The sequence below is a fragment of the Pseudomonas sp. LBUM1647 genome, from assembly GCF_059716175.1.
Window position 1 is genome coordinate 4,206,687 of record NZ_CP166809.1, and the last position, 21,652, is coordinate 4,228,338.

The 21,652-nt window shown below is 56.9% G+C and carries 20 protein-coding genes and 1 pseudogene; 14 read left to right on the forward strand and 7 right to left on the reverse strand.

The genetic code is table 11. From position 1 onward, the window contains the following. Positions 1-49 precede the first annotated feature (49 nt). Together ACA059_RS19070 and ACA059_RS19075 are read left to right on the forward strand one after the other, a co-directional pair. Positions 50-1,324: an MFS transporter gene (locus ACA059_RS19070; protein WP_497630538.1), complete on the forward strand. Its 1,275-nt coding sequence runs from the start codon at positions 50-52 to the stop codon at positions 1,322-1,324. A gap of 340 nt (positions 1,325-1,664) precedes the next feature. Continuing rightward, positions 1,665-2,696: an IS110 family RNA-guided transposase gene (locus ACA059_RS19075; protein WP_497630539.1), complete on the forward strand. Its 1,032-nt coding sequence runs from the start codon at positions 1,665-1,667 to the stop codon at positions 2,694-2,696. A 402-nt stretch (positions 2,697-3,098) separates the two neighbouring features. On the opposite strand, the gene ACA059_RS19080 is transcribed toward ACA059_RS19075, so the two are convergent. After that, positions 3,099-3,800: a GntR family transcriptional regulator gene (locus ACA059_RS19080; protein ID WP_497630541.1), complete on the reverse strand. Its 702-nt coding sequence runs from the start codon at positions 3,798-3,800 to the stop codon at positions 3,099-3,101. A gap of 179 nt (positions 3,801-3,979) precedes the next feature. On the opposite strand from ACA059_RS19080, the gene ACA059_RS19085 reads away from it, so the two are divergent. The 8 genes and pseudogenes from ACA059_RS19085 (at position 3,980) to ACA059_RS19120 (ending at position 13,004) form a co-directional block, all read left to right on the forward strand. Further along, positions 3,980-4,813 (forward strand): fumarylacetoacetate hydrolase family protein, encoded by an 834-nt coding sequence (locus tag ACA059_RS19085; RefSeq protein WP_497630542.1) that lies wholly within the window; start codon positions 3,980-3,982, stop codon positions 4,811-4,813. An 80-nt stretch (positions 4,814-4,893) separates the two neighbouring features. Then, the gene (locus ACA059_RS19090) at positions 4,894-5,814 is read left to right on the forward strand and encodes a VOC family protein (RefSeq protein ID WP_497630543.1); all 921 of its coding nucleotides are present in this window, start codon (positions 4,894-4,896) and stop codon (positions 5,812-5,814) included. A gap of 119 nt (positions 5,815-5,933) precedes the next feature. Continuing rightward, a complete protein-coding gene (gene mhpA, locus ACA059_RS19095) occupies positions 5,934-7,550 on the forward strand; it encodes a bifunctional 3-(3-hydroxy-phenyl)propionate/3-hydroxycinnamic acid hydroxylase MhpA (RefSeq protein WP_497630544.1) in 1,617 nt (538 codons plus the stop codon). A gap of 68 nt (positions 7,551-7,618) precedes the next feature. Continuing rightward, positions 7,619-8,980, forward strand: coding sequence for an outer membrane beta-barrel protein (locus tag ACA059_RS19100; protein WP_497630546.1), 1,362 nt, complete (start codon positions 7,619-7,621; stop codon positions 8,978-8,980). A gap of 60 nt (positions 8,981-9,040) precedes the next feature. Beyond that, entirely contained in the window at positions 9,041-10,297 is a 1,257-nt protein-coding gene (locus ACA059_RS19105; RefSeq protein WP_497630547.1) for an MFS transporter, read from the forward strand. 285 nt (positions 10,298-10,582) lie between these two features. Further along, a pseudogene (locus ACA059_RS19110) lies at positions 10,583-11,338 on the forward strand (MCP four helix bundle domain-containing protein); the annotation flags it as partial. After that, positions 11,330-12,193 (forward strand): methyl-accepting chemotaxis protein, encoded by an 864-nt coding sequence (locus ACA059_RS19115; RefSeq protein WP_497634697.1) that lies wholly within the window; start codon positions 11,330-11,332, stop codon positions 12,191-12,193. The pseudogene ACA059_RS19110 and the gene ACA059_RS19115, both read left to right, overlap by 9 nt. A 37-nt stretch (positions 12,194-12,230) precedes the next feature. After that, entirely contained in the window at positions 12,231-13,004 is a 774-nt protein-coding gene (locus ACA059_RS19120) for an ABC transporter ATP-binding protein (protein WP_497630548.1), read from the forward strand. 160 nt (positions 13,005-13,164) lie between these two features. Here ACA059_RS19120 and ACA059_RS19125 read toward each other — a convergent pair whose 3' ends face one another. Continuing rightward, positions 13,165-13,851 carry a TetR/AcrR family transcriptional regulator gene (locus ACA059_RS19125; RefSeq protein WP_497630549.1) on the reverse strand — a complete coding sequence of 229 codons (687 nt, stop codon included), beginning with the start codon at positions 13,849-13,851 and terminating at the stop codon, positions 13,165-13,167. A 190-nt stretch (positions 13,852-14,041) separates the two neighbouring features. Here ACA059_RS19125 and ACA059_RS19130 point away from each other — a divergent pair, with 190 nt between their 5' ends. Beyond that, a complete protein-coding gene (locus ACA059_RS19130) occupies positions 14,042-15,259 on the forward strand; it encodes an acyl-CoA dehydrogenase family protein (RefSeq protein WP_497630550.1) in 1,218 nt (405 codons plus the stop codon). 61 nt (positions 15,260-15,320) lie between these two features. Then, positions 15,321-15,803, forward strand: a complete 483-nt coding sequence (locus ACA059_RS19135; protein ID WP_497630552.1) for a flavin reductase family protein — start codon at positions 15,321-15,323, stop codon at positions 15,801-15,803. A 36-nt stretch (positions 15,804-15,839) separates the two neighbouring features. Here the strand turns inward: ACA059_RS19135 and ACA059_RS19140 are convergent, their stop codons facing one another. From ACA059_RS19140 to ACA059_RS19150, 3 genes are all read right to left on the reverse strand, one after another. Next, a complete protein-coding gene (locus ACA059_RS19140; protein ID WP_497630553.1) occupies positions 15,840-16,442 on the reverse strand; it encodes a RidA family protein in 603 nt (200 codons plus the stop codon). 145 nt (positions 16,443-16,587) lie between these two features. Beyond that, positions 16,588-16,827, reverse strand: coding sequence for an Arm DNA-binding domain-containing protein (locus ACA059_RS19145; protein WP_497630554.1), 240 nt, complete (start codon positions 16,825-16,827; stop codon positions 16,588-16,590). Between the two features lie 428 nt (positions 16,828-17,255). After that, positions 17,256-17,657, reverse strand: coding sequence for a YfeK family protein (locus ACA059_RS19150; protein ID WP_497630556.1), 402 nt, complete (start codon positions 17,655-17,657; stop codon positions 17,256-17,258). Between the two features lie 533 nt (positions 17,658-18,190). Here ACA059_RS19150 and ACA059_RS19155 point away from each other — a divergent pair. Beyond that, on the forward strand, positions 18,191-18,394 hold the full coding sequence (locus tag ACA059_RS19155) for a hypothetical protein (RefSeq protein ID WP_497630557.1): 204 nt from the start codon (positions 18,191-18,193) through the stop codon (positions 18,392-18,394). 131 nt (positions 18,395-18,525) lie between these two features. After that, on the forward strand, positions 18,526-19,239 hold the full coding sequence (locus tag ACA059_RS19160; protein ID WP_497630558.1) for a metallophosphoesterase: 714 nt from the start codon (positions 18,526-18,528) through the stop codon (positions 19,237-19,239). 99 nt (positions 19,240-19,338) lie between these two features. Here ACA059_RS19160 and ACA059_RS19165 read toward each other — a convergent pair whose 3' ends face one another. Both ACA059_RS19165 and ACA059_RS19170 read right to left on the reverse strand, forming a co-directional pair. Continuing rightward, positions 19,339-19,536, reverse strand: coding sequence for a YbdD/YjiX family protein (locus ACA059_RS19165; RefSeq protein ID WP_007900300.1), 198 nt, complete (start codon positions 19,534-19,536; stop codon positions 19,339-19,341). Between the two features lie 14 nt (positions 19,537-19,550). After that, entirely contained in the window at positions 19,551-21,608 is a 2,058-nt protein-coding gene (locus ACA059_RS19170; RefSeq protein WP_497630559.1) for a carbon starvation CstA family protein, read from the reverse strand. Positions 21,609-21,652 lie beyond the last annotated feature (44 nt).

Below are 21,652 nucleotides of genomic sequence, written 5' to 3' on the forward strand. Positions count from 1 at the left end.
ATTTCCGGTTCAAGTGCCCTCCCCCAATAAATACAAAAAAGGTAACACCATGGACGCTGCAGCTCAGGCGAGTGTGACTACGCACGCCAAAACCAGTACCTGGGTGCTGGTATTCATCTTCTGCTTTCTTGGATTATTGATCGACGGTGCCGATCTGATGCTGCTTTCCTACAGCCTCAGCAGCCTGAAGGCCGAGTTCGGCCTGAGCAACGTAGAAGCCGGCAGTCTGGGTAGCTTCACCCTGGCCGGGATGGCCATTGGTGGTATCTACGGTGGCTGGGCCTGTGATCGTTTCGGTCGGGTGAAAACCGTGGTCTGGAGTATCGTACTGTTTTCCGTCGGCACCGCTGTGCTAGGCATGACGCATAGCTATTGGCAGTTCGCGATCACCCGATTCGTGGCATCACTCGGGATCGGCGCACTGTACGTGGCTTGCAATACGTTGATGTCCGAATACGTACCCACCCGCTACCGAACTACGGTACTCGGCACACTGCAAGCAGGCTGGTCAGTGGGATACATCGTGGCGACGCTGCTGGCTGGTTGGATACTGCCGAGCCATGGCTGGCGCTGGCTTTTCTACATCGCGATTATCCCGGTGATCCTGGCCGTGGTGATGCAACGTTTCGTGCCGGAGCCACAAGCCTGGATCAACGCTCAGGCCGAGCGCGCCAAGAAAAAAATCACGGACGTCCAAAAGCCATTCTCCGAAAAGCGCGAAAGCATGTACAAGCTGATCTTCAGTGATCCGCAAGCTAGCCGGATGTTTATCTTCTGGGCTCTGACTGCCGGCTTTCTACAGTTCGGTTACTACGGCGTGAACAACTGGATGCCGACGTACCTGGAAAGTGAACTGGGCATGAATCTCAAATCCATGACCGGCTATATGGTTGGCACCTACACGGCCATGATCCTCGGCAAAATTCTTGCTGGCCTCGCGGCTGATCGTATAGGGCGTCGTACCGTGTTCGCCTTTGGCGCGTTGGGGACCGCGGTATTCCTGCCGGTGATCGTGCTGTTCCAAAGCCAGGAAAACATACTCTGGATGCTGGTGGTGTTCGGCTTTTTGTACGGTATTCCTTACGGTGTGAACGCCACGTACATGACCGAAAGCTTCGAGGCTAAATTTCGCGGATCCGCCGTAGGCGGTGCCTACAATATCGGGCGTCTGGGTGCAGCGGTTGCTCCGGCCGCTATCGGGTTCCTTGCCTCTCATGGCTCGATCGGTGTGGGTTTTCTGGTCATGGGCGCGGCTTACTTCATCTGTGGTGTGATTCCGGCGCTGTTTATCAGGGACAAGCAGTTCGATCCGCAGAAACAATAGAATCGGTAACTCAGCAATTCAGCAGCAGTCTGTCGGAGCTCCTTATCCAACTGACCGCTGCTATTGAACATGCTCAAGAAACGTCAACTTTTTGTTCAAATCTGTTTGAACCGTCATATTCCCCGCAACAAACTTCGACCATTTAGCCCGGATCTTTCTGGCATTTTCGAAAACTATCTTTCCAGCGCGCTTTGGCTAGGGTGAAAAAATACGCCTTGAGGAAGCCTGTCGCGACCGACAGCATCAGCCAAAAGCAATGGATGGACTCCTCCTCACATCGGCATCTTGAGTGCCAGACTGAAGGTGCGAACCACAGTCAACAGTGAGAAGGAGTCCACACATGAAGCTTATGCGCATTGGGGTCGACTTGGCCAAGAACGTGTTTCAGATTCACGGCGTGGATCGTCATGAGCAACCAGTCTGGCGGCAACGTTTACCTCGTGACCGCTGGCTTCAAACGGTGCTGGAGAAGATCGAGCCCGGCTGTGAGATCGGCATGGAAAGTTGTGGCGGTGCGCACCATTGGGCGCGGCAGCTACAGGCACGCGGATTTCGGGTGAGGTTGATCGCGCCTCAGTTCGTCAAACCGTACGTCAAGAGCAACAAGAACGATGCCAACGATGCCGAGGCGATCTGTGAGGCAATGAGCCGCCCCAGCATGCGCTTCGTCGCCGTCAAGACCATCGAACAACAGGATATCCAGGCGACGCATCGCATCCGGGCCGGCTTAATCGAACGGCGGACGGCCAAAGCCAATCAGATTCGTGGGCTGGTCGCCGAGTACGGTCTCATTGCACCGAAGGAATTACTGATGCTGCGTCGCGCAATACCGTGCTGGCTAGAAGATGCGGATAACGGTTTGACGGCACGCTTTCGTCGTCTGCTGGATGGCTTGTGGGACGACCTGCGTGCGCTGGATGAGCGTGTAGGCGAACTCGATAGCGAGATATCTGCGATCGCGGCAAGTGAGCCAATGGCCGTCCGTTTGCAACAGCTACGCGGGGTCGGCCCAATGAGTGCCACCGCGCTCGTCGTCGTTCTCGGTGATGCCCGTCAGTTTGCCAATGGCCGACAGTTTGCCGCCTCGCTGGGACTGACACCGAGGCAACACAGTTCTGGTGGTAAGGATCGATTGCTCGGTATCAGCAAGCGCGGTGATGCGTATCTGCGAACATTGATGGTGCATGGCGCGCGCTCGGCGCTACGCACAGCCAAATCCAAAGAGGATCGACTCAGCCAGTGGGCCGTTCGTTTAGCCGAGCGATCGCATCCCAATGTGGCCGCTATTGCGCTGGCCAACAAAACTGCACGCATGGCTTGGGCGATGCTGCGTCACGGCACTGATTACCAACCGAATCAGGCAGCGGCCTGATCTATTTACCCGACGTGTTCTACGAGAGAAACAACTCTTAACCACGATTGCGAAGCAACCTGAACGATGGCAAACCGGTCGAACCGGCGTCGGCAAAACCATCGAATGTCCAAGTGCGAAAAGCACGAAAAAGCGATCGGGAGCCGGCGCGCGAATAGCCCATCATGGCCCTGCATCGAAACGATGCCGTATTAAGAGGCCGAATATACGTGTGCAGTCGGCACGGGCGCCAAAGCAACGGGGCTTGCAATGAGTAAGAGTCCATATACGGACGTTCGGAGCCAGTCCCCTTCCGCCAAAAGCGGTCACTCACAAATGATCAATGTCTGTCATTCAGTTTTATCTGCGTAACCTGCGGCACACCAGGCTTCGCAACGAAACTTGATAGAGAGAACGTCATCGCTATCCCAGCAGTGCGTGCTTGAGCACCGAGTCCGTCGTGGTCTGATAGTGACTGGACAGCAATTCGCAAGCCTTGTCGATGTCTTTGGCCAGCGCAGCATCCATCAACTGGCGGTGTTCGTTGGGCACATCACGTGCGCTGCTGTCGGCATAGTGCATCGACAAAAAACGATAGCGCGCTGTCTGGTCTCGCAGTGATGAGCACAGCCGCAGTAATGTCGGTGAATTGCAGCTGGAGATAAGCGCCTGATGGAATATTTCGTGAGCGTTTTCCCACTCGGGTTTTAGCAGCCGCTCTGGGCCTTCGACAATGGTCAGACGGTCTAGGCGATGGTGAGCGGCAAGAACACGACTCTCCCACTCCACATCACCCTGACGAATCGAATCAGCAAGCGCCTTGCATTCAATGTGCAATCGCGCAGCGGTGATGTCGGCAATTTCTGCTGCAGAGATACGGCCGACACTGAAACCTTTCTGATCGGCTGCTGATACGAAGCCACTGCTGGCCAGGCGCGACAATGCTTCACGCAGCGGAATCACGCCAACGTCGTAGGAGTCGGCCAGCTCCTTTAGGCGCAGACGACTGCCTGGAGCCAATTGGCCATTGATTATGTCCTGGCGAATCCGGGCTTCCAGCTGCGAAGCCATGGTGCGCTTTTCGGTGGGCTCGGCCGATTGCCAGTTGATCAAAGGGGAATTCAAGGTCGACTCCATTTTTCGCTTGTCTGCGCGAATCATACACAGAATGAATAATTTCTCACATTATCTTAAATATATATTTTTTTGTTGACGGTATATTTTTTTGGCTCTAGCTTTGTAAACACGCAGTCGGTACTGCCCTTCACCACCGGCGCCCATCAAATCAACAAGAGAAACCTGCCATGCGCTACGTCCGCTTCCTCAATCAAGGTCAACCTGTCCTGGGTGTCGTTACTGCCGACGGCGTACGCGTACTAGGAACCGAAACGCTTGAGTCGTTGTTGGCGCGAGGTGTCGATCTGACCACTCATGCCCAAGGTGCCAATGGCGCTATCGTCGAAATCGCCGAAGACGCTTACCTGCCATTGATGGAGCGTCCGACCAAAATCGTTTGCGTGGGCCTGAACTACGCCGATCACACCAAAGAGTCCCCTTACGCTCAACCGACCTACCCCACCCTGTTCCCTCGCTGGAACTCCAGCCTGACAGCCCATAACAAACCGCTGATTCGTCCGCGCATCTCCGACACCCTCGACTACGAAGGTGAAATGGCTGTGGTTCTGAAAAGCGGCGGCCGTCATATCCGCAAGGAAGACGCACTCGATCACGTCGCCGGTTATGCGCTGTTCAACGAAGGCTCGGTACGCGATTACCAATTCATCTCGCCGCAGTGGACCGTTGGCAAAAACTTCGATGACACGGGTGCATTCGGGCCGGTGCTAGTGACTGCCGATGAGTTGCCAGCGGGTGGCAAAGGCTTGTTGCTTGAGACACGCGTCAACGGCAAGGTTGTACAATCGGCCAACACCAAAGACATGCTATTCGACGTCGCCACCATCATCTCTACGCTGAGTGAAGCGGTCACTCTCGAAGCAGGCGACGTGATTGTCAGCGGCACCCCGGCTGGCGTTGGTTTTGGCATGAATCCCAAGGTTTATCTGAAAGCAGGCGATGTGGTCGAAGTATCGATCGAGGGCATTGGCAAATTGGTCAACCCTGTCGTCGACGAAGTCTGATCATAGACGCAGCTTCAAACTCGGCGCAGGGCCGACCTCGCCCTGCGCCCCACAACAAGAATAATTAAATGGAGGCAATCATGAGCGTGTCCCATGGTGTGCATTCAATCGATCATTACGCGCTGAACGTCCCCTCTCTGGACGAAGCCTGCCAGTTCTTCGGAAGCTTCGGCCTCGACGTTCTCCGTGAACAGAACCAGCTTCTCTTGCGAGCAGCTGACGGCCATGTCTGGGCAAAAATTTTCCCTGCGGCCTCCAAGTCCCTCGCCTATCTGAGTTTCAACTGCTACGAGCAGGATTACGCAGGTTTGCGCCAGCAGATCGAAACAGCGGGCGGGCTGATCGAAGATCGTCCCGAAGCCGGAATCTGGTTTCGCGACCCGGACGGCAACCTGTTGCACGTGAAGATCGGCGAAAAAACCATGCCCGATCAAAAGTCCGACCACCACAACAGCATCACCCCGTCCAACAGCCGCGGCGCTACGACCCGCGACGCCATGGCGCAGGTCCGCCCTCGCCGCTTGTCCCACGTCCTGTTGTTTACCCCCGATGTGCTGGGTGCGCTGCACTTTTACCAACAGGCCCTGGGCTTGAAGCTCTCCGACAAGTCGATGGACATTATTGCCTTCAGTCACGCCGCCCACGGTTGCGACCATCATCTGGTGGCATTCGCAAAAAGCAGTGCCAAGGGCTGGCACCACGCGGCGTGGGAAGTCGACAGCATTGACGAAGTTGGCGCGGGCGCTTCGCAAATGGCAGCGGCGGGACACGTGAAAGGCTGGGGCACGGGCCGTCATTGCCTGGGTTCTAACTACTTTCATTACGTGCAGGATCCGTGGGGCTCGTTTTGCGAATACTCGGCAGACATGGACTACATCTCCGAAGGCAGCGAATGGCCTGCCGGCGACTACCCCCCGGAAAACTCACTGTACCTGTGGGGCCCGGACGTGCCGGACAACTTCATTTTCAACACTGAAGCGGATACCCCGGCGCCTGCCTGAGTCGCCTGCCGCTTATTGTTTAAAAAAACTGGAATTCCTGCATTGCGCAAGCCTCCCTGGTTCGCGCAACAGGCCCGGCCATGTCCGGAAATCATCGCGAAGTACACGAGGCACAGATCATGAACCAGCACACTACAGTCGATGTCGCCATTGCCGGTTACGGCCCCGTGGGCCAGACCCTGGCCATTCTATTGGGCCAAATGGGTTATTCAGTCGCCGTCTTCGAACGCTGGCCAGCGCTTTACCCGCTCCCACGGGCAGTATTTTACGATCATGAGATTCGCCGCATTTTCCTCTCCATGGGCCTTGGCGAAGAACTGGCGAAAATCTCCCAGCCGTCGGCACGCTACCAGTGGTTCAACGCTGACTGGAAAGTCCTGGTAGAGATCGATTGGTCGGCTGAATCCATCAGTGACGGGCCGTTCGGCTACTTGTTCAATCAGCCATCGCTGGAAGCCGCCCTTGATCGCAAAGCCAAAAGCATCGGCAACGTGCAGGTCCACCAGGGCTGGGAGGCGACTGCGCTCAAACAGGACGCCGATGGCTGCGACATGGTCCTCAATCGGGTCATTCGCGAAGACGGTAAGTTTTCACTCGGTGAAGAGCAGCAAAGTGTACGGGCTCGTTATGTGATCGGTGCCGACGGCGCCAACAGCTTCGTGCGCCAGTCGCTGGGAATTGAATGGCAGGATCTGGGCTTCCAGGAAGACTGGCTGGTGGTCGATTTGCAACCCAAACCCGGCGTGCAACTGGATGTACCGGACATCGGCCAATGGTGCAACCCCGAACGACCGACCACCATGGTCCCTGGCGGCCCTGGTTATCGCCGTTGGGAGTTCATGCGCCTGCCCCATGAAACTATCGAAGACCTGCAAAATACCGACAAGGTCTGGTCGCTGCTGTCGCGTTGGGTGACGCCGGACACCGCTGACCTGGTGCGTCACGCGGTCTATCAGTTCCGCTCGCGCATTGCCTCGAACTGGCACAGCGGTCGGGTGATGCTGGCTGGCGACGCGGCCCACGTAATGCCACCGTTCATGGGTCAAGGCATGTGCTCAGGTATCCGGGATGCCTGGAACCTGTCCTGGCGTCTCGATTTACTGTTGCGCGGTTTGGCTAACGACACCCTGCTGGATAGCTACACACTTGAGCGCAAACCGCAGATCCGTGCCGTGATTGAAGCATCCATGGCAATGGGTAAAGTCGTTTGCGTATCGGACCCAGTGAAGGCCGCCGAGCGTGATGCAGCCTATTTGAGCGGCAACGTTGCACCACTGCCGCCGTTCCCGGGTTTAACCGATGGTCTATTGCAGAAGGATGGCCAATTGCGCGGCATTCTTGGGGTACACGGCTCGATCGAAATCGGTGGCAAGGTCAGCCGCTATGACGAAGTTATTGGACGCGGTTTCCACCTGCTTGTCCGAGGAGACCAGGATCCCCTGGCATCGCTCTCGCCTGAGCAGCAGGGCTTCATCCATGACTATGACCTGAAAGTCGTTCGACTCGCAGAAACGGCTGATAACAGTAAAGGCATCTATCGCGACGTCTCTGGAAAATACCTGCGATTCATGGCCGAGGCGGGACTCAAAGCCCTCATCGTGCGCCCCGACTACTACTGCTATGGCGGAGTTGCAGAGCTGTCTGCACTGCCCAAATTGCTCAACTCCCTGCGTGAGCAACTGCAAAAAAGCAGCAAACCTCACGTCGAAAACGGTGGAAAGGCCTGTCACGCCTGACACGATTTATCGGTGGCATGGATGCCCGCTCCCTTTAAAACTCTGACAACAAAAACAAGAGACAGATAATGATCAACATCAAGGTGAAAACGCTTGGTGCGGTTCTGGCCGCCTTCGCAACGCTCAACACACACGCATCCGAGGCCCCTGAAACGGGTGAAGGTACGCTGTTTCGTAGCGTGTTTGGAGACACTCTGGAAAAGGATTATGGGATTCAGGTCTCAGGCCTTTTTGACGCCGCTTACTCTCGCAATAATCGGTCGACGCATGATCAGCGTCAGGACGGTTTGAGCAATCTCCCGGTGGTTGGTTTCGCAGACGAGGGGCTGGAATGGGGTAGCTTGCATCTGTTCGTCGACAAGTCACTGAAGGGCACCATGGTGCCACGCATCACGCCGTTGCCAGGTCCTGCGCCGAGCGAAGCCTCCTTCGGTTTCACCTTCGAAATGAACTACGGGCGTAATGCCCAGTTCGCCCGCACCACGGGTTGGGACATGCACTGGGACGTCAACTCACCGGGCGACAACGATCTGGCCAAAGCCCAGCGCGACAAGCAGAAATTCCTTGCCATCCCCAACATCGCCGCCACCGCCTACCTGCCTTACGGCCCTGGAATAACTGCCATGGCCGGGGTATTCGGCCCTGCCTTGGGCTACGAAATCCCGCCCAACATTCGTGCCGCGCGTAACCCGTTTGCCAGCAAGACTTACGCCTTCGTTAGCGAGCCGGGAACCGTAAGTGGCGTGCTTCTCGGCACGCGATTGTACAACGGTGAATCGTCGATCCTTGGCGCCGAATTGGGCGTCGTCCAGGGTTGGAACAACCTGCGCGATAACAACGACCAGAAGTCGATGATGGGGGCCTTGCGTTGGCGTACTGCGGACATGCAGACCTGGGTGGACTATGAGTTCATCCTGGGCGATGAACAGAACGACAGCTTCAGCGATGTGCAGGCTCCAACGTCGCGCCTGGTGTCGCCAGAAGGTCAGTTCAAACAACAACACTCGCTCAACGGCTGGCATCGCTTCGACTCGAACTGGTCGATGGGCGCCGAAGTGGTCTACGGCCACCAGGACGGTGACGGCAAAGCCAGCACCGTCGACATCATCAACGGCCCCGGTTTCGATGGCGCGCATTGGTGGGGCGCCAACGCCGTGCTCACTTACCAGCAGCGACCGGACCTTTCCTACTCGGTACGTGCCGAGCATTTCGCCGACCCTGACGGTTTCATCCTGCTGCCCGCCTCCATCGCCCGCGGCAACTTCAACGCCGTCACCGCCGGCCTGCGTTACGACCTGAACAAGTACATCTCGCTGCGTCCCGAAGTGCGTTACGACGTGTTCGACGGCAATGCCGACGATCACCCGTTCGGCGCCGGGCGCGATCGCACGCAACTGACCGGACTGGTCGAAGCGCTGGTTTATTTCTAAGCACCCTGGCAGCCGGTTGGCGATGCGGCTGCCCTCCTCAACTCTATCCGAGTAACAACCATGAACAACAATAAGCATGCGTGGGATGTTCGCTACGAGTTCAAAGCGGTGGCCTTGCTGGCACTGGGTTTCGGCCTGGTGGGCCTGGACCGGTTCATCATCCTGCCGCTGTTCCCGGTAATGATGAAAGACCTCGGCCTGGACTATCAGGACCTCGGTAATGTGACCGCCGTCCTGGGCCTGGCCTGGGGGATTTCTTCGATTTTCATGGGCCGACTGTCCGATCGAATCGGGCGGCGCAAGGTGCTGATCCCGGCGGTGCTGGTGTTCTCGCTGCTCGCGGGGCTGTCCGGCCTGGCCACCGGTATCGGCGGGTTGATGCTGATCCGCGCGATCATGGGCATATCTGAAGGCGCCTTCACCCCAACAGCCCTGGCGGCCACGGCAGAGTCATCGCATCCTCGCCGGCGCGGGATGAACATCGGCATTCAGCAGGCGTTTTTCCCGATCCTCGGCTTGGGTCTCGCGCCCATTCTCGCCACACAGCTGTTACTCGTCGTGCCTTCGTGGCGCTGGGTGTTCGTCATCGTTTCGCTGCCGGGTTTCTTGCTGGCATTGGCGATGTACCGTTACTTGCGGGAAACGCGCGCAGCCACTCCGAAAAAAGCCGAAGCCAGTGCCGCAGTGGATCACCCGAGCTGGCTGGATGCACTGCGCTATCGCAACGTGCTGCTGAACATCGTCGGCATGTTCTGCATGCTGACCTGCCTGTTCGTGATCAGCGTGATGATGCCTAACTACTTGATGGACTATTTGCACCTGGAAGTACAGCAGATGGGCTTCGTCATGTCGGCCATTGGCCTGGGTGGTTTTCTCGGGCAATTGATCATGCCTGCTGTGTCAGACCGCATCGGCCGTAAACCGGTGGTGCTCATTTCGTTCGTCGCCACCGGCGTATTTCTTTGGTTGCTGATGGGCACTGGTGCCGAGCCGGTCAAGTTGTTCGCGCTACTGTTTCTGACGATTTTCTTCAACTTCAGCATGATCTGCATGACGGTCGGGCCACTTACCAGTGAATCGGTGCCGGCCGCGCTGACGTCGACCGCTACCGGGTTGGTGGTGGGCATTGGTGAGATTTTTGGCGGCGGTGTCGCGCCGGCTATCGCGGGTTATATCGCACAGCATCACGGGATCGAAAACACGATGTATCTGGCACTCGGCGCGGTGGTGGTCGGGTTGCTGGTCGCGACCTGTTTACGTGAAACCGCACCCGCCAGAGTGGCCGAGCCTAGGGTCGAAGGCATCGACAGCGTTTAACAAAATTCACTCTCCACCCGGGGAGCGACAGGAGGTCGGAATGGGATTGTTTGTTCAAGAACAGCTCTCCCGCGCCACGCACACGATGAGCGTGCCAGCGTCAGGCGCCACGATCGCCCGGCGCTGATTTATCCCTTAAGCGTTTCATCGAAGCAAGGCGCCGGCCACAAGCCGGCGCCATCTCATCTGATGTTCGCTAAGACAGCGGCAAAAAAAACAAAGCGTCCATCAATGCGCACGCTGCGCCCCCCTTCTTTGAGGACAAATCCGTTGTTTTTCAGAAAAATGAAGTTGGCACCGCGCTCAATTTTCGGCTTTGGCTTGATTGGCTTGGTCGTCCTGCTGCTTGGCCTATTCTCATTGAGTATGGTCAAGCAAATGAGCGTGCAGTCCGAAGCCATCAGAGAGGTCTGGGTCCCCGCAATCATCCGGCTTGCAGCGTTGAACACAACGGAGGATCGAGCCGGAATAATGACCTTCAGGATGGTTGTTCTACAGGATCCCGTTGCCTTGGCCGCCAATCAGACTGCGTTGAAGCAAGTACTCGAAAGCGTTCGACAGCAGCAAGATGATTTTGCCGCGCACCTGCACGAAAAGTCGGAGCAGCAAATCTTCGAACGCTACTTGGTCGCCTCGAAAGCGTTCCGGCATGAACAGCTTGAAGTGATCCGACTGGCAGCAGCGGGTCTACAGCAGCCAGCTACAGAAATACTCAACGGGCCTATCGATAAATTTGCCATGGAGCTGGGTGCAAGCTCGGGTCAACTGCTGGATTTTTATCTGACGCATTATCACCAGGCAGCTGAAAACGAACAGCAGACACGTGATCGAGTCGTGACCGGGGTCATTGCGGCAATGGCACTGGCCGCCCTGCTGACGGTACTGTTGGCGACGCTCTACACCAGAAGTATTAACCAGCCTCTGCTCGACGCTCTTAAGGTAGCGGAGAACATTGCGCAAGGTGATTTGACCTCTTCAATCGACGATACGGGGAACGATGAGCCAGCTTTATTGCTTCGAGCATTGAAGGCCATGCAGGGCAATCTTCACGACACCGTTCTGCGTATAACGGACTCTTCTACACTACTGGCCTCGTCCTCGCAGCAGTTTCATTCAGTGATAGCGACCGCTACGAGCGGGCTTCAGGAACAGAACAGGGAAATCGAGCAAGCCGCCACGGCCGTGAATGAAATGACTGCTGCAGTCGATGAAGTGGCGAGAAACGCATCGGCAACGGCACAGGCTTCACGAACCACGGATGTCGCGGCACAAACCGGTAAAGCCCGCGTTGTCGAGACACTTGAGTCGCTCTCGGTATTAGCAGAGCGCATTTCGATTACCGCTGATCGCGTAGAGGCACTTGCAAGCAGCGTGTCCGGCATTAACCGGGTGCTTGAAGTGATACGGTCAATTGCCGAGCAGACTAACCTCCTGGCGCTTAACGCCGCCATTGAAGCCGCCCGGGCCGGCGAAGCGGGTCGAGGTTTCGCTGTCGTCGCCGAGGAAGTGCGGGCATTGGCATTCAGGACGCAACAATCGACGGGCGAGATCGAGGAGATGGTCAGCGAGTTACGCAGCGTGGCGACGCACACGCTGTCCTCCATGCAATTGAGCACGGATCGTGTCCACTCAACCTTAGGCCTTGCTCAAGAAGCGGATTCGGCATTGCAACAGGTGACCGTTGCTGTCGAGTCCATCAGTCAAATGAACATCGTCATCGCCAGTGCGTCGGAGCAGCAAGCCCAAGTCTCTCGAGAAATTGACCGGAGCTTGATCAGCATTCGTGATCTGTCGGTGCAAACCTCGGCGGGCGCTATACAGATTCATTCGACCAGCGAAGAACTGTCGCTCCTGGCCACGGGCCTGCGCGGGCACATCAACCGGTTTCGCCTCTAGCTCGGGCGTTCAGCATTCTTTGCGCAAGGTTTTATACATGATCGAATTCCACCAAATCACCGCGTACCAGCAACAGACACGGGTTCTCAATCGGTTGTCGTTGAATATTGAGCCGCACGAGCGCGTGGCAATCCTGGGCCCCAACGGCGCGGGAAAAAGCACCCTGCTTAAACTGATCAACCGGGAGTTGTATCCCGTTGCGCAGGAAGGCAGCTACCTGAAGCTTTTTGACAGCGAAACCATTCATCTTTGGCAGCTGCGGGACAGGATCGGCTTTGTTTCGCACGACCTGCAAGAGAACTACACGCCCTATACCACGGCATTAGAGGTTGTCGTTTCTGGGTTTTTCGGTGCCATTGGCCGTCATGAACACCTTCAACCGACGAATATCCAGGTCGATCAGGCGCGGGGAATGATGGCCAGGCTTGGGATTGCACAGGCTGAAGCCTGCATGTTCCAACGCCTCTCAACCGGCCAGAAACGGCGCCTCCTGCTGGCCCGAGCGCTTGTTCATCATCCCGAGGCGTTGATTTTCGATGAGCCCGCCAATGGCTTGGACATGGGCGCCAGCCTGGCGATGCTGACGCTGTTGCGTAGCTTTTGCAGTGAGGGCCGATCATTGATCATCACCACTCACCACGTTGACGAGATCATTCCCGAAATCGACCGCGTGGTGCTGATCAACCGAGGACAAATTATTGCTGACGGCCCAAAACCCGACATTCTGACGAGTAAAAACTTGTCGGAGCTGTATCAGACCAGGCTACAAATCACCGAGAACAACGGTTGGTATCGCTGCTGGCACGATTGAGGTTGCCGTTCAAATCAAGGCTACCGCTACGCCGTTGAACATTCCCTGATTCCACGATCGCTGCGCTGCGCCACCCTCCCGGCGTTCATGTTTCGCTTTGATGGGGGAATCGCCGCCAGATCATGCAGGCAACACGATCTCCATAGCCAAGCGATCGAAGTCAAGGCGCATTAGTGTGGGGGCTCGCCGGGTCACCCGCAGCCGATGCCACTCCCGCCTGCAGGTAGACCTTGGAAAACGCCACGGCCTCCTGCGCCTGGGCGTTCGCCACACCGAAACCGCGCAGCACCATCAAAATGACCGCGTCGATGTAGACCTCCGGGTCGTCCACTTTGCGCTGGGTCATGCTACGGACCCCTTCCAGCGTCGCGCCGATCAGCGCATCGACGCCTGCCTGCATCGAGGGCAGTTCAAGCAAGCCCGCGACTCGCCCCGCCTCCAGGTCGGCGAATACGTACTCCAGCAGGATCGACTCGTGCTGCACTAACTCGGCCCTCAGGAAAAATGCCGCCCAGCGACGGTCGGTATGCGCACGAAGCAGAAAAAGCCGCATCGCCGTGCTGATGCGCTCCAACGGATGAGTCAGCACGTCGTACACGGGCAGGATGTGCAGGGTCATGCCGTCGGTGGCTTCCTGGCCTATGGCAGCCAATGCCTCCTCCAGTGAAGCAAAGTGTTTGTAGAACGCTCCTCGGGAAATCTGCGCCACCCGGGCAACATCCTCGATGCTCACCGAAACCTTTGCAGGGTCGGCCAGCAAGTCCATGGTCGCCGAGAGTATTCGGGCGCGCATCGCATCACGTTTGCGCCGAGCGGTCACGGTTCGGTGATCCTGCGGTGCGTCCATGTCCTCTCTCACTGTGGCCGGATTTTCCATTTGCGTTATGCCTTTTTGCATCAAATCGCCCACTCGCCTAGATGAATATATATCTTGACGGTAAAAATATATTTTAATTAGTATCGAATTCGTCACCGTGACGGATTCGTCACTATTGTGTCACATGCTCATCCAAATAATCCCAATAACAGGAAAAGCCATGAATTCCGTCCTCCACAATGCGGTTGTCGACGCCCACATCGATAGCAGCGATCTTATTGCCCGCGCCAGCGGTTTGGTCGAGACCTTGCGCTCGCGTACCCGTGAAGTCGATGAGCTGGCCCGTCTGCCCGAAAACACTGTGGCCGACCTCGACGCCATCGGCGCCTTCGACCTGATGATTCCACGCCAGCATGGCGGCCTGCAAACCAGCGTCAGAACCTACATGGAAGTGGTCAGCGAAATCGGCCGTGGAGATGCCTCGGCCGGCTGGGCCTGCGCGCTGATCAATATTTGTAACTGGATGGTCGCAACCCTATATCCCAAAGCAGTCAGCGACCCCATCTTCGCCAGCGGCGGCAAGGTGCGCAGCAGCGGTGTGCTGTCGCCACGCAAAGCCAAGGTCAAGCGCCAGGCAGGCGGTATCCTCATCGAAGAAGGCCTGTGGGGATTCAACAGCGGCGTGTACCACGCACAGTGGGACCTGCTGGGGATTCCGATCGTCAACGAAGCAGGTGAAACCGTGGACCAGGGGCTGGCACTCATCCCGATCCAGGACATCACCCTGTTGCACGATTGGGACACCATGGCACTGCGCGGTAGCGGCAGTACCTCGGTGTCGGTAAAAAATCTGTTTGTACCCGATGAGCGCATCGCTTCGGTATCCAAAGCCATCGTCGGCGATTACGCGTCCACACACCTGCAAGGTGAAGCGCTTTATCGTGGCGCGTTCATCCCGCTGCTGGCCATCATCCTGGTGTTTCCGGCCCTGGGCATCGCCAAGGCAGCACTGGAAACTTTTCTCGCCAAACTGCCCGGCCGCGGCATTCAGTACACCTGGTACAGCCAACAGGACGAGGCTGCAGTGACCCACCTGCAGGTCGGTGAGGCCTCGGCCAAGTTCGATGCTGCACGGCTGGTGGTGGAGCGCTGCGTGGACGAAATCGACACCTGTGCCGCTCGCGGTTCGGCGATGGACCGACAAACCCGCGCGCGCATCCGCCGCGACACTGGTTATGCCAGCCAGTTGATCTGGGAAGGCGTCGACCTGCTGGCCACAGCCAGCGGCGGTTCGCTGGCGGGTACTTCCAACCCGTTCAACCGCCTGTGGCGCGACGCCAGAGTGGCCAATCTGCACGGTGTGGTGTGCACCTCCACCAACCTGGAACTGTTTGGACGAATCCTGTGTGGCAAAGAGGCCAATACACCTCTGGTGTAAATGCACGATTCAGGCAGCGGCCACGCGCACTGGCCGCTCGGCAAACGAATGGAGAATGACAATGAATAATGCACACAATGACGCTGCCAAGTTTCGCCGCGTGATGGGTCGCTTTGCCACGGGTGTAACAGTGGTGACCTACGAACGGGAAAACCAACCGGCGGGTATGACGGCCAATGCGTTCCTGTCGGTGTCACTGGAGCCGCAACTGATCCTGGTGTCGATCAAGAACGAGTCACGCTTTTGCAACCACATCAAGCAAGGCGACTGTTACGGCGTGAACTTTTTGACCGAACAACAGGAGCACCTTAGCGGCCACTTCGCCGGGCGTACCGTGGAGGGATTGGACGTGGCCATGAACGAGGTTCAGGGCGTGCCAATCATCGAGGGCAGTCTGGCCCACATTGTTGCTCGGGTGGTCCAGATCCATGCGGCTGGCGACCACCAACTGTACATCGCTGAGGTGGTCGAACTCGTCGAAGCAGAACAGGCGCGGCCGCTACTATTCTTCTCCGGCCAATACGGCAAGTTGAACGCGGCGTGAGGCCGGGAGGGTCGACGGTGAGCCCGCTTCATTGACTCAGCCAACGGGAAATACTTCAACCTGACGTGCAAGGACCTGACTCGGCGGCAGATGCCATCCATCTGCTGTCGTTGCCGCTCCAAAAACCGGTATCGACGATGTGAAATGGCGTGAATCCGTAGCGCTGGATTGGTCGGAGGTTGCAAGCATCTGGTAGGCCCGCTCAGCAATGAAATTGCAGTTGGGCAACGTCGGCCATTGATCAATGTCGGTTACATAGACACGCACTTGCACCAAGCTGAATTTATCGACCCCTGCCCGGGCAAGACAGTGCTCAAGGTTGCTCAGAACCTGTCGGCTTTGTTCCTCAAAACTCTTGTCAGCCAATGCCCGGCCCACAGAATCAATAGGAAGGCGTAGTCGTTCTGAGCTGGCCAGCAGAAAATGCAGCGGAGTGTTTTGCCTTCCTGCGAGATCTGCTGCGATGATCCGCATCGACTCAATCTGGCTCGCGACTGAGCCCATGGACATGCGGGCAGGCGCTGAAACCGCGCTCGCGCGAGTTGTCTCGGTATTGGGTGCGGCGAAGCCGTGATATTGAAGAATAAAGTCTGTCGCGAACCACACCCTGGAAGCACTGATACTAATGAGATCAACCAACCAACAACTTTTTGGAAAGTCTGTCGTTGGGACCAGAAGGCAACATTCTCTAAATACTTCTGCGAAAAAAGTCTGTCATTCAGGCGACAAAGGACTCACGTGGATTGGTGCAGGGACGTGCTAATCAACCATCCTTTGCAGTAATTCACGATGACCGATTGGGTCGAACGCCCCCTTCATGGAGGGGGCATTGACCACACACAGACTCTAGCGAGGAGCTGCGCTGGGTTGCGTCTCGGCTCTTGCCGGCAATCTTGTAGCGAAAGATCCAACTGGCGCCACCGGAACGGCCGACTTTCAAATAGAGGCCGTCGCCATCATTGGTCATTCCAGCCAACCCGGCCCTGATTATTTTCTCTACGGTTTTTGTCGTCAGTGATGCCATCAGTCACCTCCTGTTTAAAAGGATAATGACTCAATCTAGATGAGTCTCAGCCCATACTCCAGCCAATACCTTGGCCCCTGGCTTTCCGTAGGCGCATGCAGAACACAAAAGACAAAAATCTTCATAACTGACTGTTTTTTAAGTTGTTTTACGCACCAAATAGAACTTCAATGGACGTCAATGAACATCAAAATGACAGACATCGCCTCCGCCATATTTGTACCGACAAAGCCCTGATTAGTCAGGGCTTTGTCGTTTTTGGGGTTTGGTGGAATCATCGTCTTTCGGCATGTCTTCCATCACTATTATGGAAAGCGTTCTGTAATTCAGTCCGTTTCACCCCCGCTCCGGCGTCGACCACGACTTTCGAATCCCCGAAACGAAAAAGCCCAGCAGTTGCGCTGGGCTTTCTCGTTTCGGGAGTAGGCTCAATGGTGCTGGCGTTGGCTCTGTAGCTCCGTCTTCAGCCAGGTGCTCGTCGGCTGGACACCTGTTGAGCAACGCACTTCATAGGCTTTGCCATTCATGCTGCTTTTAGTGGCAGCGAGGTCGATGAAGTCTTCTGCGCTGCTCACCAAGTTCTTGCCTTCGAGATAATTCAGCTTCTTTTCAAGATGTGCCCGAGCCTGGGGTCCAGGGTATTCACTGCCGTTGCGCACGAACTTACACTCACTGCGCTCCACAAAGTCCAGCAAGCCCTTTATTTCCTGGTTTGCCTGTGGCGAGGTTTGAGCCTGTGCACCGCCCGCCACTGCAAAAAGGCCGATAGAAGCCGTGATCAACCATTGGCGGAAAATGGGTCGAGTCACTGCCACTTTCAAAATCCACATGATACTTCCTTGTCCTAAAAGGGGTGACTGTAGCGCGGCATCGCCCGAGCAACCAGCAGAACACTGGGCGATATTGTTCGTTCGAAAGGATCAACCTGTGGAAGAGAAAGGGGATCAATGAGCCCAATGCCTTGTGCGCGAGCAGTTGGCCAAAGTCGCAGTTACTTGTCCCTGTATCGGCATCAGACTCATTGATCGTTGCCCAGCTCAATGTTGGGCGATTTCCATCTAACCGAATGGAGATGCATTGGCGCGTCAATAGCAGCCATGCACTATTTTTTTAACAAAACAACTTCTGCACGTCTAATCACCTTTTTCCCCGGCCTTATAGGCTCAGGAAATATCCCCTGAAAAGCCAGCCACCACCATTCGTCGCATCAGAAGCGCTGCGAGATTTTTTTGACTAATCCTGGCTTAAGGTTTGCAAAAGACGCTCGCAGCAGCCCCAGAACGACGTAATTCTGACGCGGCAGCACTTTAATTAACGCTTAGGACGCCAGCGATGCGCTTGGTCAGTCACCGGGAGATGTAACGTGTCAACTCTCAATGAAATCGCAGCGAACCACGCGAGAATGGCTAAGGCTCTTGTCGAAGAGTCGACCGGGCTGAGTGAGCGCCAAACCCAGATAGTGGAGAGTTTCGAAGTTCCATCCATGGATGCGCAACACATGCCTCTGCACCTTATCGCCGGTGTGCAGGACAACCATTTCGGGCAAGCAACGGCCTACTTGCTCTGACAGTGTTTGATCCGGGCAGCCTGTCGGGCAGGCGGTAAAGGTCTGCCTGCCGACGCGGTAAGGTCGAGTACCACTTCTTGGCCTAAACTCAACTGACTAGCCCGTTGGGGAGCTGCCGGAGTGGCATTCCCATGCTCGAAACTTCAGAGATGTCGCGTGTTAAGCGCTTCGCCGCAAACGTTGCCGGCCGAGATTTCGCGGTCGGTGATATTCATGGCCATTTCACTCGGTTGCAGGACGCTCTGGATGCAGCCGGGTTCAACCGCTTGGTAGATCGCCTGTTCAGTGTTGGCGATCTGATTGACCGTGGGCCCGAGTGCCCTGATGCGCTCGATTGGCTGGACAAGGCATGGTTCCACCCGGTGCGAGGCAACCATGACGACTACGTGGTGTACTTCGATACCTGCGACGTCGACAGCTGGATCGACAACGGCGGCTCATGGTTCGTGGGCCTGTCGCTGTTTGAGAAGCAAGCATTCGCGGCGCAGTTCGCCAAGCTCCCTATCGCGATCGAAGTCGAAACGGCACACGGCCTGATCGGCATCGTGCACGCCGATTGTCCATTTCCATCATGGCAGCAATTGCGAAAGGAACTGGAGTCGCCGGAAAGCAACAGGCGTCTGCAGGAGCTGCAGCACTACTGCATGTGGTCACGAAGGCGGATCGATCAGCAGGAGACGCATGGCATTGAAGGCCTGCGCGCAATGGTCGTAGGGCATACGCCGCTTTATATGCCCGTCAGCCTGGGCAATGTGATTCACATCGACACGGGTGGCTGGAGGCCGGACCGTGGTTATTTCACCCTGCTGGATCTCGAAACGCTCGAAACCATCCCCGCAAGCTGACTCAACACGGATCGGCCAACACCATTCACTCAAAAAAAACCCGGCCTCATCAGCCGGGTTCTTTATTAGCTATTCAGGTGGCATCACTGCCACCCACCATCAACAGCACTTCGGCCCAGCCTTGCTTCCGTAACGAGCTTCCTGGCGTTCCCGAAAGAACACCTCATAACTCATCACCGGCTTGTCCGGGTGCTTGGTTTGCATGTGCTCGACGTAGGTGTCGTAGTCGGGCATTCCGACCATCAGGCGCGCAGCCTGACCGAGGTATTTACCGAGGCGACTCAGGTCATTGAACATGCTGCAATCCTCGATCAAGCGTCCGGCAGTGCCTGGAATGGTGCTTCTTTATCCGTACGTTCTTTGGTGCCCCAGGCGGAGATACCGACCTTGAGTGCAAAGAACAGGATGCTGAAGACCACCAGCAAGAACAGCGCGGTCAGCGTTGCGTTGGTGTAGGCGTTGTAGATCACGTGCTGCATCTGGTCGATGCTCTTGGCCGGCGCGAGGATCTGACCGTTGGCCAGGGCATCGCTGTACTTCTTGGCCAGGGCCAGGAAACCGATCGCCGGGTTGGCATCGAACAGCTTGATGAAACCGGCGGTGGTGGTGCAGATCAGCAACCACACGGCGGGCAGCATGGTGACCCAGACGTAGCGCTGGCGTTTCATTTTGATCAGCACTACGGTCGCCAACATTAGCGCGATACCGGCCAGCATCTGGTTGGAGATACCGAACAACGGCCACAAGGTGTTGATGCCACCCAGCGGATCGATCACGCCCTGGTACAGCAGATAACCCCACATCGCCACACAACCGGCGGTCGCAATCAGGTTGGCGGTCCAGGATTCAGTGCGTTTCAGCGCTGGCACGAAGGAACCGAGCAAGTCCTGCAGCATGAAACGTCCGGCACGGGTACCGGCATCGACTGCCGTCAGGATGAACAGCGCTTCGAACAGGATCGCGAAGTGGTACCAGAACGCCATGGTGTTTTCACCCGGCAGAAGATGGTGCAGGATCTGCGCGATACCGACTGCCAGGGTCGGCGCACCGCCGGCACGGGCCAGGATGGTGGTTTCACCGATGTCCTTGGCTACCGCTTGCAGCGCTTCCGGGGTAATCGCAAAGCCCCAGCTACTGACGGTCTGAGCCACCGAAACAGCATCGGAGCCGACAAGCGCCGCCGGGCTGTTCATGGCGAAGTACACGCCTGGTTCGATCACCGACGCAGCAACCATTGCCATGATGGCCACGAAGGATTCCATCAGCATGCCGCCGTAACCGATGTAACGGGCATGGCCTTCGCTGGCCAACAACTTCGGCGTGGTACCGGAAGCAATCAGCGCGTGGAAACCGGAAACCGCGCCACAGGCGATGGTGATGAACAGGAACGGGAACAGACCGCCCTTCCATACCGGCCCGGTACCGTCGACGAACTGGGTCAGTGCCGGCATTTTCAGGTCGGGCATGGTGATCAGAATGCCGATCGCCAAGGCCACGATGGTGCCGATCTTCAGGAAGGTCGACAGGTAGTCCCGCGGCGCCAGAATCAGCCACACCGGCAATACCGCGGCGACGAAACCGTAACCGATCAGCATCCAGGTGATCTGGATCCCGGTGAAGGTAAAGGCCTTGGCCCAGACCGGATCAGCGGCAATCTGCCCGCCCAGCCAAATTGAACCGAGCAGCAACAACACGCCGACCACGGAGATTTCACCGATGCGACCCGGGCGGATGTAGCGCATGTAGATGCCCATGAACATCGCGATCGGGATGGTCGCCATCACCGTGAAAATGCCCCACGGGCTTTCGGCCAAGGCTTTTACAACGATCAGCGCCAGCACCGCTAGGATGATGATCATGATCAGGAAGCAGCCAAACAGCGCGATGGTCCCGGGGATGCGGCCCATTTCTTCACGGACCATGTCGCCCAGGGAACGACCGTTGCGGCGGGTGGACATGAACAGGACCATGAAGTCCTGAACGGCACCGGCCAGCACCACGCCGGCAATCAGCCACAGCGTACCGGGCAGGTAACCCATCTGCGCCGCCAGGACCGGACCGACCAGCGGCCCCGCGCCAGCGATGGCCGCGAAGTGGTGACCGAAGAGTACGTGTTTGTTGGTCGGCACGTAGTCCAGACCGTCATTGTTAACGACAGCGGGCGTGGCACGATTGGGGTCGAGTTGCATCACTTTGGTAGCGATGAACAGGCTGTAGTAGCGGTATGCGACGAGATAGATAGCGACTGCTGCGACTACGATCCAGAGGGCATTGATCGCTTCACCGCGGCGCAGGGCCACGACACTTAGCGCAAACGCTCCCAGGACAGCCACGGCAAACCAGGCGAGGTGTTTAGCCAGACGGGGCATAGCGTGTCTCCTGCCGACAGCCAGTGGACTGCGGCGGTAATTTT